The sequence below is a fragment of the Pseudoalteromonas sp. SR43-2 genome (assembly GCF_014163885.1).
GTDB lineage: Bacteria > Pseudomonadota > Gammaproteobacteria > Enterobacterales > Alteromonadaceae > Pseudoalteromonas > Pseudoalteromonas distincta.
Window position 1 is genome coordinate 263,265 of the sequence record NZ_JACJED010000002.1, and the last position, 12,825, is coordinate 276,089.

The 12,825-nt window shown below is 39.4% G+C and carries 12 protein-coding genes; 1 reads left to right on the forward strand and 11 read right to left on the reverse strand.

Going from position 1 to position 12,825, the window contains the following annotated elements; genetic code table 11:
* Nucleotides 1-119: 119 nt before the first annotated feature.
* The 11 genes from htpG to H5120_RS02810 all read right to left on the reverse strand — a co-directional run bounded on the left by htpG (nt 120) and on the right by H5120_RS02810 (nt 11,584).
* Nucleotides 120-2,033, reverse strand: coding sequence for a molecular chaperone HtpG (gene htpG / locus H5120_RS02765; protein ID WP_002962320.1), 1,914 nt, complete (start codon nt 2,031-2,033; stop codon nt 120-122).
* A gap of 118 nt (nt 2,034-2,151) precedes the next feature.
* Nucleotides 2,152-2,889, reverse strand: coding sequence for an RluA family pseudouridine synthase (locus H5120_RS02770; RefSeq protein WP_182673524.1), 738 nt, complete (start codon nt 2,887-2,889; stop codon nt 2,152-2,154).
* A gap of 4 nt (nt 2,890-2,893) precedes the next feature.
* Nucleotides 2,894-4,795: an MFS transporter gene (locus H5120_RS02775; protein WP_182673525.1), complete on the reverse strand. Its 1,902-nt coding sequence runs from the start codon at nt 4,793-4,795 to the stop codon at nt 2,894-2,896.
* A 133-nt stretch (nt 4,796-4,928) separates the two neighbouring features.
* Entirely contained in the window at nt 4,929-5,537 is a 609-nt protein-coding gene (gene recR / locus H5120_RS02780; RefSeq protein ID WP_002962308.1) for a recombination mediator RecR, read from the reverse strand.
* 7 nt (nt 5,538-5,544) lie between these two features.
* A complete protein-coding gene (locus H5120_RS02785; RefSeq protein WP_002962306.1) occupies nt 5,545-5,871 on the reverse strand; it encodes a YbaB/EbfC family nucleoid-associated protein in 327 nt (108 codons plus the stop codon).
* Nucleotides 5,872-5,931: 60 nt separating this feature from the next.
* Nucleotides 5,932-8,457, reverse strand: a complete 2,526-nt coding sequence (gene dnaX / locus H5120_RS02790) for a DNA polymerase III subunit gamma/tau (RefSeq protein WP_182673526.1) — start codon at nt 8,455-8,457, stop codon at nt 5,932-5,934.
* Nucleotides 8,458-8,460: 3 nt separating this feature from the next.
* A complete protein-coding gene (gene apt, locus H5120_RS02795) occupies nt 8,461-9,006 on the reverse strand; it encodes an adenine phosphoribosyltransferase (protein WP_002962303.1) in 546 nt (181 codons plus the stop codon).
* Between the two features lie 171 nt (nt 9,007-9,177).
* Nucleotides 9,178-9,300, reverse strand: coding sequence for a hypothetical protein (locus tag H5120_RS20185; protein ID WP_002962301.1), 123 nt, complete (start codon nt 9,298-9,300; stop codon nt 9,178-9,180).
* 72 nt (nt 9,301-9,372) lie between these two features.
* Nucleotides 9,373-10,125: a DUF2063 domain-containing protein gene (locus H5120_RS02800; protein WP_182673527.1), complete on the reverse strand. Its 753-nt coding sequence runs from the start codon at nt 10,123-10,125 to the stop codon at nt 9,373-9,375.
* A gap of 36 nt (nt 10,126-10,161) precedes the next feature.
* On the reverse strand, nt 10,162-11,019 hold the full coding sequence (locus tag H5120_RS02805) for a DUF692 domain-containing protein (protein ID WP_138489324.1): 858 nt from the start codon (nt 11,017-11,019) through the stop codon (nt 10,162-10,164).
* A gap of 67 nt (nt 11,020-11,086) precedes the next feature.
* Nucleotides 11,087-11,584 carry a hypothetical protein gene (locus H5120_RS02810; RefSeq protein WP_024596351.1) on the reverse strand — a complete coding sequence of 166 codons (498 nt, stop codon included), beginning with the start codon at nt 11,582-11,584 and terminating at the stop codon, nt 11,087-11,089.
* A 226-nt stretch (nt 11,585-11,810) separates the two neighbouring features.
* Here H5120_RS02810 and H5120_RS02815 point away from each other — a divergent pair, with 226 nt between their 5' ends.
* Nucleotides 11,811-12,791: a tRNA-dihydrouridine synthase gene (locus H5120_RS02815; RefSeq protein ID WP_182673528.1), complete on the forward strand. Its 981-nt coding sequence runs from the start codon at nt 11,811-11,813 to the stop codon at nt 12,789-12,791.
* Nucleotides 12,792-12,825: the final 34 nt, after the last annotated feature.

Consider the following 12,825-nt stretch of genomic DNA (forward strand, 5'->3'; position numbering starts at 1 on the left):
ACTTATACTAATTGATGAGCCGTTGGGGTGTTTACAGGGCATTAAAAAAGGGAACACACGTTCCCTTTTATTTAAAGTACATAATTTATACTTTATTAACTGAGTAAATAGCTATTTGCTTATTTACTTAGTTCAAGCATCAATTTATTTAAGCGAGTAACAAATCCTGTTGGATCTTTAAGTGTACCGCGTTCTGCAAGTAGTGCTTGATCTAGTAAAACGTGTGACCACTGCGCAAACTTATCTTCATCTTGTTCGTCATTTAAGTGCTTAACAAGTTGATGATCTGGGTTTAGCTCAAACACAGGTTTTGCTTCAGGGGCTGCTTGACCAACAGATTCCATTAGCTTTTGCATTTGTGAGCTCATGTCGTTGTCGTCGCTTACAACACATGCTGGAGAATCTGTTAAGCGGTGCGTAAAGCGCACTTCTTTAACGTCATCACCTAGTGCTGTTTTAATACGTTCAACAAGGCCAGCCATTTCTTTTTCAGACTCTTCTTGCGCTTTTTTAGTTTCTTCGTCGTCAAGCTTACCTAAATCTAAGTCACCACGTGTGATCGACTGTAGTTGCTTATCAGCAAATTCAGTTAAGTGGCTCATCATCCACTCGTCAACACGGTCACTTAGTAGTAATACTTCAATGCCTTTTTTGCGGAAAATCTCTAAATGCGGTGAGTTTTTCGCAGCGGTGAATGTATCAGCTACTACGTAGTAAATTTTGTCTTGGCCTTCGTTCATGCGTTCAACATATTGCTCAAGCGACACATCTTGTGTTTCTGAATCAGTGTGTGTCGAAGAAAAACGAAGTAGCTTACAAATAGCTTCTTTATTTGCAGCATCTTCAGCTGGGCCTTCTTTCATTACTTGACCAAACTCATTCCAAAATACTTGGTAATCGTCAGCTTTGTTTTTAGCCATACGCTCAAGCATTTTAATAATACGCGATGTACACCCTTTACGAATAGCTTGCGTTACTTTGTTGTCTTGTAGAATTTCACGAGATACGTTCAGTGGTAAATCGTTTGAATCTAGTAAGCCTTTTACAAAGCGAAGGTAGCTTGGCATGAATTGCTCAGCATCATCCATTACAAACACACGTTGTACGTAAAGTTTTAAACCACTTTGACGTTCACGGTTCCATAAGTCGAAAGGTGCTTTTTTAGGAATATATAAAAGGCTAGTGTATTCAGTTTTACCTTCAACCTTATTATGTGCCCAGCTAAGTGGCTCTTCCCAATCATGGCTTACATGCTTGTAAAACTCTTTGTATTCATCATCAGAAAGCTCTGATTTATCGCGTGTCCACAATGCAGTCGCGCGGTTAATGCTTTCCCACTCACCTGGTACTGCTGGAATTTTTTCGCCGTCTTCACCTTCAGATTCTGGCACTTCTGCTTTAAACATTTGTACTGGCGTTGAGATGTGATCAGAGTATTTAGTAACGATACTACGTAGGCGCCAGTCATCAGCAAATTCTTTTTCTTCATCGCGAAGATGTAAAATAATGTCGGTACCACGGCCTTCTTTTTCAATTTCTTGAAGTGTGTATTCGCCTTCACCTTGAGATTCCCACTCGTATGCGGTTGTTTCACCGGCTTTGCGTGTACGAACAGTTACTAAATCAGCAACAATAAATGCAGAGTAAAAACCTACACCAAATTGACCAATTAACTGTGAATCTTTACTTTGATCGCCTGTTAAGTTTTTGAAAAACTCAGCAGTACCCGACTTTGCAATAGTACCTAATGAGCTAATGATTTCATCTCGCGTCATACCAATACCATTATCTGAAATGGTAATTGTATTTGCTTCTTTATCTGCACTAATACGAACACGTAAATCGGCATCACCTTGGTAAAGGTCACCTTGAGATAATGCTAAAAAGCGTAACTTGTCTGCTGCGTCTGATGCATTTGACACAAGCTCACGTAAAAATATTTCTTTATTAGAATAAAGAGAATGAATCATTAAGTTTAATAATTGTTTTACTTCTGTTTGAAAGCCTAATGTTTCTTTTTGTGCTGCAGTCATTTATATATCTCCAATTTGCAAAGTGTCTGCGTTATGCACTTAATATGGGGTGAGGTGTTAGAACTTCAAGGGAAAAATTTAAAAAAGGTGAAACGAAAACAAAGAACCATTAATTTGTTTAAAACGAATGCGGACAATTAATATGAATCTTTTCACCTGTTGTTGGATGTTCAAAATATAAATCGCTGGCATGTAATTGTAACCGCCCTGCCATATGTTCACTTTGCGCACTTTTATATAAATCACAGCCTAAAATTGGGTGCCCTATAAACTGGCTGTGTATCCTTAATTGGTGAGTACGCCCAGTAATAGGTGTAAATTGCACTAAGGTTCTGCACGGTTGCCTGAGCCGCTCAAGTACTTTATATTCACTCACCGCTGTTTTACCTGTCGATTGGCAAATTTTAACACGCGGAAAAAGCAGTTTATCTTTAGCAATTGGCGCAGTAATTTGCCCTTCATCAACAGCCAAGCATCCCTCTAATATGGCTACATAACGCTTTTGAATAGTACGCGCTTGAAATTGCTTATTAAGGTGCTTTGACGCAATCGCGTTTAATCCAACAATCATAATGCCCGATGTGCCCAAATCTAGCCGATGCGGTAACTTAGCCTCTGCAAATGCAGCTGTTAAGCCCTTTTGACCATTTACTAAGCGGTAATGCACTGAGTCCCAGTTAAGCGGGTTTTTACCTGATAAACTTAATAGTCCACTGGGTTTATTGATCAGTAAAATATCGTCATCTTGATATAATATTTCAATAAACCCGTCGCACTTAGGGGCTACAAAATCATCAACTATAATGGGTTGTTCTGAAGGTGTATGTGATGTTGAGTTAGCCATTAAGTTAATCATTAAATTAGTCACTATCTTTTGAATGAAGCGCTTTTAAAGCCAATACTTTTTCACGTAAATCATCTGCTACTACTTTATCAGCAGCAATCGGGGCACCGACTGCAACCGACACCAAAGACCATTTTAATCGAGGCAATTGCCATTTAGCTTTACGACTAAACATGCTGCCCCATAAACCCCCTAAGTGCACAGGAATAACGGGCACAGGTGAGCGCTCAATAATGCGCTCGATTCCACGGCGAAAAATATCCACTGAGCCGTCACTGGTTAGTTTTCCTTCAGGGAAAATACCAACAAGTTCGCCTTTATTAAGCGCAGCAGCTACTTCGTCAAAGGCTTTTTTAAACGCTTCTGGATTGGTTTTTTCACTGTTAATGGGAATAGCCTTAGCCATTTTAAATAACCAATGTAGGGCCGGCGAATAATAAATAGGGGCAAATACCATAAACCGGATAGGCCTTGGTGATGCGGCTAAAATAAACATCCAATCAACAAAGCTGACATGATTACACACGACAACGGCAGCGCCTGCATCAGGTATATTACTTTCACCTTTTGTACGCACTCTGTACATACAAATAGCTAAAATATATATAATAAATCGTAAAAAGAACTCTGGTACTTTGGTATAAATATAAACAGAGATAAGTAAGTTTAGCCCAGCAAGTAACAGTAGCAACTCTGAAATACTCCACTGAAAAACAGACAGCGTAACAATACTTAAAACAGCACTGCCCACCATAAACAGTGCATTTAATACATTGTTAGCCGCTATAACTCGTGAGCGACTCGACTCTTCAGTACGCTGTTGAATAAGCGCATACAGCGGTACAGTGTAAAAACCAGAGCCAATACCAATGCCTGCCATCCATACAAAATGCCACAACATGTCGCCTGTTTTTAATAACTGATCAAGCGTCAATAATTCAAGGTTTTGAGGTAAATAAGAGCTAATGGCTGGCTCTTGGCTCAGTAAATATAAAAACAAGGTAATTAAAATAGCGCCAAAGGGCACAATGCCCAGCTCAATACGAGAACGAGATAACTTTTCACACAATAACGAACCAATAGCAATACTTAGTGAAAACACAACAAGCGCGCTAGTTACAACCAGTTCATCACCACCCATTGTGTGTTTTACATAATTTGGTAGGGATGTTAAAACGATGGCGCCAATTAACCAAAACCAACTGATCCCGAGGACTGATTTACCAACTGATTCTGTTTGCGAATTAAGTGCTGAAAATACGTTTTTTGTGGATGAAAATATATTGTAGGTAAATTTCAAGTTAGGCTCGTTCGCTTCACTAGTGGGTATAAAGCGACTGCTCACATAACCCATCACGGCCAATACTAATACTGCAATACTTATAAGCGTAGGCCCTACTGATTGAGTAATATAATAAGTGCCAAAAATTGTACCAATTAGTATCGCCACAAACGTGCCTGATTCAACCAAACCATTCGCTTTTGTTAATTCATTAGGTGCTACGTGCTGCGGTAAAATAGAATATTTTAATGGACCAAAAAACGTACTTTGCACGCCCATTAAAAATACGGTGGCTAACATTAGCCACACATACTGCGTTAAAATAGAAACTGCCCCTACAACCATAATAGGGATTTCACATAGTTTTACGATTCTAATCAATTTTGATTTTTCTGTTTTTTCTGCAAGCTGCCCTGCGATCCCTGAAAATAAAAAGAACGGAAGAATAAATAACCCAGCAGCAATATTTGAATAAAGTGCGCCATCTGCAAGCGTTGCAGCCTGAAATATTAATAGAATAAGCACTGATTGCTTATACACGTTATCGTTTATCGCTGAGAAAAACTGCGTAATAAAAAGCGGTAAAAAACGCTTACTACCTAGTAATGCACCTTGATAGGGTTGGTTATCTTTCATTGTATTCCTTACTAATTAGAGACATAGCCCAAAAATAAATTAAATTGTTTCTAAGCTTACCTTAAAAACGAAAAAGCCTACATGATTTAATCATGTAGGCTTTGGTAATTTGTTTTCAAATAGTGACTTAGAGCTAGTCTTGAGTAACTAGGCGCCTGCCGCTAAAGGCATGCATAAGTGTTCTACCATCGACTAAATCAAGCTCACCTCCCACAGGAATACCATGGGCAATACGTGAAGCGCCTACTTTGTATTTATGACAAAGCTGAGCAATATAATGTGCGGTAGTATCGCCTTCAACGGTAGGGTTAGTCGCTAAAATAACCTCATTAATATCGCCTTGAGCAAGCTTTTGCTCTAAAACATCTAAGCCAATCTCTTTAGGACCAATACCGTCTATTGGCGATAAGTGACCCATTAATACAAAGTATAGGCCTAAATACTGACCTGTTTGCTCGATGGCAAGTACGTCAGTAGGCGATTCAACAACACATAATATACCGCTGTCTTGGCGTTTTGTACTTAAACAAATATCGCACTGAGCTTGTTCGCAAAAAGTACGACAAGACTGACAGTGCCCTATGGCGGTCATTGCTTTAGTGAGTGCATTGCCCAGCTGAGTGCCTCCCTTTCGGTCGCGCTCAAGCAGGTGAAAAGCAATACGTTGCGCTGACTTTGGACCAATGCCCGGTTGACAGCGCAGTGCTTCTATAAGCTGATTTAAACTATCTGAAAGTTGCATTATTTACTTAAAACGGCATTTTCATACCTGGTGGTAATTGCATACCGCCAGTTACTTTACCCATACGCTCTTGTGTTTCTTCTGCAACACGGCGAACAGCATCGTTACATGCTGCTGCAAGTAAGTCTTCAATCATGTCTTTGTCGTCTTCCATCAAGCTCTCATCAAGCTGAACACGACGTACATTGTGGTTACCAAGCATAGTTACTTTAACTAAACCTGCACCGGCTTCACCAACAACTTCAAGAGTTGCGATTTCGTCTTGGGCTTTTTGCATGCGATCTTGCATTTGCTGCGCTTGCTTCATCATGTTGCCCATTCCACCTTTAAACATAACTTTCTCTCTTTCTTTTAATACATTAATTAACATGAACATAAGGGCGATTGTAAGTAATTACAATGCCTGAATACTGTTTTCGTCAATTTCGGCGCTAAATACTTGCTGAAATTGTACTATGTTTTCATCCGATGTGATCACATCGATTGCTTGTTGATGACGTCCTGCATCAATTTTTTGCTGAATAAGATAAGGAGAGTCAATAACTCCCTTAGCAAAATTAATACTTAACGACACGTTATGCTCATAAATACTCGACAATGCGGCATCTAATCTTTGGCGAAGCATCGGTGTATCTAGATGCTTTTGTGATTCATCAACGTCTATATGTAAACTGTTGCCTTGCTTGGTAAATATTGAATGCAACGCAAATTGGCGCATACGACCACCCAGTCCCATACGTTTAATTAAATAAGCCCATTCATCTTGTTGATGTGCAAATCTAATTTCACTAATTGGACTTTGAAAATCATCAGGCACGGGAATACTAATTTCCTCGGGCGCTGCTTCAGGTACTTTTTGAGGATTTATTTGCTCAAGTAGCTCTGGCGCTAAATTTTCGGTAATTGTTTGATGCTTTTCTTTAAAATCAACTTTTCGTGCTGGTTTTGTATTAGCGTGACCATGTGCCTGGCTTTCGCTCCCTGTTAGTGGGAGCTCATGCTTTTTTTCACTTGCACCTGCACTATCATTCACCCAAGGTGGGGGATCGCTAGGTGCAATGCTTGAAACGCTGTTGAGCTCGTTTGTATTTTCAGCGGTACTATCTTGGTGAACACTTTGAGCTTTAGGCATTCTTGGCTGATGTTCAGGCTTTTTAGCGGGCGCTTGGTTTGGCTGCGCTGCTACATTATCTGCAGAGGTGCTTGTACTCTTGCTTGATAACCTACCCGCACCGGATATGTTTCTGTCACGTAAAATACGAGCAATGGCAGATTGCGCCTGCGCTTCTTGTTCAGCTATTGGCGTACTTGCATTGTGATTTGTTAAGGGCTCTGATTGAGGTTCTGAGTTTGCAGTAGGTGCAGGTTTAAAACCCTGATCTACAGCGCTACTCATTATATCGTCAAATTGCGAGGCCAGCGTTTGTTCAGCATCACTATGGAGCATATAAGCTTCATCTTCACTTTGTCGCTGGGCTTGAGCATCTGAAACAACATTGGTTTGTGGTTGCTCTTTAGCTAAAGCCTGTTGCTTTGAAGCGTTTTCACTTTGTTGAACCGGTTGCTCTACTGCAACTTGGGCAGGCTCATTATTACTTTGCACGACTTCATTATTTGATGACTGAGCGGCAGCGTTAGCTGAAGGCTCTATCTCAACGGTTTTAGGCTGCCCTGCATTGCTAACTGGCTTAGTATTATTTACAGGGACACTACTTTGGCCAGCTACGGTGTTTTGCGATGTTTTATTTTTATTTAATATATCTCGCAGTGCATTTGCACGGCCTTGTTTATTTGGGGCCGGCTCTTCGTTTGCTGTGTGTACAGTTTGTTGCACATCTGAAGGCTTAAATGCTAATAATCTTAGCATTATCATTTCAAAACCTAAGCGAGGCTCTGGTGCCCATTGTAAATCTTTTTTACCATTTAACAGTAACTGATAATAAATTTGAATTTGTTGTGGGCTCGTATGTTGTGCAACATGAGCAATATAATCTACATTTTTTTCATCTAGCCCTGCCGCTTCAGGCACTAACTGGGTTAGTTGTGTTAAATGTGTAAGTGCAATTAAATCATCAAGCAATGCCACATAATTAGGATTACGACTTGCCACCTGCGCAATCTCATCCATTAGCGCAGCGCCATCTTGTGCAAGTAATGCTGCAAGCAAGCTTTGGCTATAATGAGTATCCATTAAACCAAGCATTGTTTGTACTGCTTGATTATTAATATCACCATTTGTTTGCGCAATAGCTTGGTCGGTTAAGCTAAGTGCATCACGCATACTGCCATCAGCGGCTTTTGAAATAATGCTAAGTGCATCGGTATCAAAGCTAAGCTGCTCTTGAGTAAGTACGTGTTCAAGCTGTGTTTTAATTTCACTTTGCGACAAGGCATTTAAGTTAAATTGTAGACAGCGAGATAATATAGTAACTGGTAATTTTTGAGGATCGGTGGTCGCCAATAAAAATTTCACATGCTCTGGTGGCTCTTCAAGCGTTTTTAAAAGCGCATTAAAGCTGTGCTTAGAAAGCATGTGAACTTCATCGATTAGGTATACTTTATAACGTCCACGCGTTGGTGCATATTGAACGTTATCAAGTATTTCGCGAGTGTCTTCTACTTTTGTACGAGAAGCCGCATCTATTTCGAGTAGGTCAATGTAGCGCCCTGCTTCTATATCCAAACAGCTGCTACATTGTCCACACGGATTTGCAGATATACCTTCATCGCAATTTAAGCTTTTAGCAAAAATACGTGCAATGGTGGTTTTACCTACACCGCGGGTTCCAGTGAATAAATAAGCGTGATGCAGTCTATTTTGCGTAAGCGCATTTACAAGCGCTTGCTTAACATGAGACTGCCCAACCAATTCATGAAAGGTTTGAGGACGCCATTTTCTCGCTAGAACCTGATAACTCATCGATTACTCGCCTTCGAATTCAACCAATTTTAGGATTTTAATACCCATTTTTTTGATGCGCTGCTCGCCACCAAGTTCTGGTAGTGATACAACAAATGCTGCATCTGTGGCTTCGCCACCTAGTTTATTAACTAACTTAGCAGTGGCTTCAATTGTGCCACCAGTTGCTAATAGGTCATCAACTAGTAATACTTTGTCGCCAGGTACAATTGCATCTACATGCAGTTCTAGCGTGTCTTCACCGTACTCAAGTAAGTAATCTTGGCGAATAACTTCGCGTGGTAACTTACCTGGTTTACGTACTGGAATAAACGGAATGCCTAACGCGTAAGACAATGGCGCACCAAAAATAAAACCACGTGATTCTGTGCCTATGATTTTAGTAAAGCCCTGATCTTTATATTCTGCGATAAACGCGTCAATAGTTGCTTTAAAGGCTTCTGGATTTGCCATTAAAGTGGTTACATCGCGAAACATAATGCCCGCTTTTGGATAATCAGCAATTGTAGTTATGCTGTTTTTGATAATTGCTGGTGTTACTTGAGTCATAATTTTAACTGCTCAATTGTTTATATTACAAAGCAGGTGATTATAACCTTAACTAACCTTTAATTGCGAGTTTGGCGTTATTATAAAAGAAGTATTAAATATGGACGGGGTAATTAAAATAAAGTGGTTCAAGGCTGAAGTAAGCAACAGCCTTAATAAACGCTATGCATTTTACGTTAAGCTAGTGATCCAGCCTAATATTGCATTTAAACAACCAATCCCTGCAAATACAGCTAAAAAAGCAAGAAAGTAAGTAGCGTTGAACGGATCTTTAAAGTCTTTATCATCTGACATTGGTACAACCTTTTATTAAGCACGGCAAATAAGGCTGCCATAATAGACGATGTAAAATCATCAATAAAGACCTTAATCTTGATTTTTTGTCACAATTACACCGCGTTCTACCATTGCATTGAGGGTAACCAATGCGCCTTGAGCAATTTGCTCTGCATTAAATTGTGGTGCATGAGCAAATACCTGTTGGCAAACGTCGTCAAATGTCGCTCCATCACTTGCCTCAATAATTGATAGTAACAAAGCAGTCATCGCATTCGTAGCCAGAAATTGAACGTCATCATCTTTATCTCTATATACAACAAAATAGTTAGGCTGAGGTGATGGCTCTTTTGGTTTAAAGCGATTGCTAATATTTTGAACCGGAAATTGATAACTTAAATTTCTTGCCGTTTTCGATAAATACAAAGCAGAACTAGTAAGCGCTGTTGTTTGTAATTTTTGCTCTTGCTCATCTTCGTGTGCAATTGATACATCTAGCTCTACCCATTCATAATGGGCAAGCTCTAACATAAACACGGGATCGTATTTTTTCATTTTGTAATCACTTGATAAGTAATTAATAAACTCCCCTGCTATATCTAAAAAGTACGGCGAATGACAATCATATTCGCTAAAAAACTGGCGTACAAGAACCAGCCATTGCTTGTCTGTATATAAGGTTTTTAATACCGGAAAGCCTGATGATATAAAACCTTCAATGTTATTAAAAAATAGGTCGCGATAAATGGCCATACGCCTGTCTTCGATACCGCTGGGCTTTTTATTTTTTTTAGGCTCGCGAATATGCGCCATAAATTCGTTTTGTATTTCAATAAAGCTCATAACCAGGCACTCTTTTAATATTTATAAAGGCTTATATTAAGCTCGTTGTTTTGAAACAGTTGAATCAAAGTGTTTAGCTTGCAACCCATGAATTATATCTAACTCTTTGGTTAAAACATTCATGGTAGGAATATTAAAATCACGCTCAAGCAAGGTTGGAAATACGCCATGCACTTCGTATGCTTTATCGAGTAGCTCCCAGACAGGATCAATCACATCAGCGCCATGTGTATCAACAATTAAGTCATCAGCCTCATTATAATGGCCAGCAACATGCCCATAGGCTATACGATTAGAGGGTAACCCAGTTAAAAATGCTTGCGCGTTGTAGCCATGATTTATCGAATTAACATAAATATTATTTACATCAAGTAAAAGTTTGCAGTCAGCTTGCTCTAAAATAATATTCGTAAATTCAAGTTCTGATAATTGCTGTCCAGGAGCGCCATAATAGGAAACATTTTCTATCGCAATTTGCTGCTCTAGTATGTCTTGAACTTGTTTAATACGAGGTACAACATGTGCTATGGCATCTTGTGTAAACGGAATGGGCATTAAGTCATACATATGCCCTGTACCCGAGCAGTAACTTAAGTGCTCACTAAAAATTTTTATATTGTGCTCTTCAAAAAACACTTTTAAAGACTTAACAAATTCAACATCAAGAGGTTCTGGAGAACCGATAGACAGTGATAATCCATGACACACAAAATTATTAGCATCGGTTAATGTTTTAAATTGTTTTTTAAAGCGTCCACCTAGTTTTAACCAGTTCTCTGGCGCAACTTCTAAAAAGTCTACTTGATTAGGTACATGCTCAAGCAGCTCATCAAGCATTTCTCGTCGTAGGCCAAGGCCCACCATCCCAAAATCTTTACTTTGAGTTTGTATCATAACTACCTCTAACTTAACAAAAAAGGGCCTTAGGGCCCTTTTAGCATAACTTATTTAGAATAAGATATTAACGGCCACCACATTTACCTTCGCCGCACTTACCTTCTTTTTTAGTTTTTTTAGCGTCGCCGCCACATTTACCTTCACCACATTTGCCTTCTGTTTTAGCTTTTGCGTCTTTTGCATCGCCGCCACACTTACCTTCGCCGCATTTACCTTCTTTTTTATCTTTTGCGTCGCCACCACATTTGCCTTCGCCGCATTTACCTTCTTTTTTACCTTTTGCGTCACCGCCACATTTGCCTTCGCCGCATTTGCCTTCTTTTTTATCTTTTGCGTCGCCACCACATTTGCCTTCGCCGCATTTACCTTCTTTTTTATCTTTTGCGTCACCGCCACATTTGCCTTCACCGCACTTACCTTCTGCAGCATCTAATTGGTAACCTGTTACTAGTTGTTGAAACTCAAATGGGTTAGCTTGTACATCTGCAGATACAAAACTTGCAGAGCCAACTACTACTGCACCTAAAGTTAACGCGATTGTATTTTTTTTAACTGTATTCATTTTATGACTCTCTTTAATCAAGGATTGTAAATCTCAGCAATAAAAATGTATTTTTAAATTGCTTGTATGCTTAAGTAGACCCGTACAAAAATAAAAACTTTCATTTATTTTCATAATATTTACTTTTGCAATTTCTACATTAAATATGGTCGGTAATTACAGATTTATCAATGTGTGATTTACAGGTAAACTATGCCTCCAGTTTTTTATCAAAATTAATCTCCTTATGAAACTTGTTTTAGCACCTATGGAAGGTGTCGTTGATTTTAAAATGCGCCAATTACTCACAGACATTGGTGGGTTCGATTTGTGCGTTACAGAGTTTGTAAGAGTGGTTGAAACATGCTTACCTGACAAAGTTTTTCATCGATTTTGCCCTGAACTACATAATAATGGATTTACACGAGCAGGTACTCCTGTGCGTGTTCAATTACTCGGTCAAGAAGCAAATCCGTTAGCCGAAAATGCAATAAGAGCAATCGCTTTAGGGTCCCATGGGGTCGACCTAAATTTTGGTTGCCCAGCAAAAACTGTTAATCGTAGCCGAGGGGGGGCTGTACTGCTTAAAGACCCTGACCATATGTATACGATTATTAAAGCTGTCCGAGATGCTGTAGATGATGAACATGAAGTAAGTGCAAAAATTCGCTTAGGCTTTGATGATGACAGTAACAGCCAAGAAATTGTTGATGCTGTGGTAAGCGCAGGTGCAAATAGTGTAGCTATTCACGCCAGAACCAAACGTGATGGTTATAACCCGCCAGCTTATTGGGAAAAGATTCCACCAATAATAAAAGGTAAAAATATTTCCGTTGTTGCCAATGGTGAAATTTGGCAAGTAGAGGACGCAATGCTTTGTCAAAAACGAAGTGGGTGCACTGATTTAATGCTTGGTCGTGGCGCCCTTTCGCACCCTGATTTAGCAAAAAAAATTAAAGCTCATGTAAATAATGAGCAATATGATGGCCTTGAGTGGGAGCATATTATTTATCACTTAATTCACTCAGCTATTCATCAAGACCCCGCGAAGGATGAAAAATACTTTGCTTCACGTACTAAACAATGGCTTGGTTATCTAAAACGCCAGTACCCGCAAGCTATCGATTTGTTTGACGAAATCAGACGTTTAAAAAGTAAAGAAGATGTGGCGAGCGTATTAAATAAATATGCCAAAGCACCGCAACTTGATTCAAATCATAACGACTAACTTAAAGACTCTAGATAATATCAGTATAACGTAA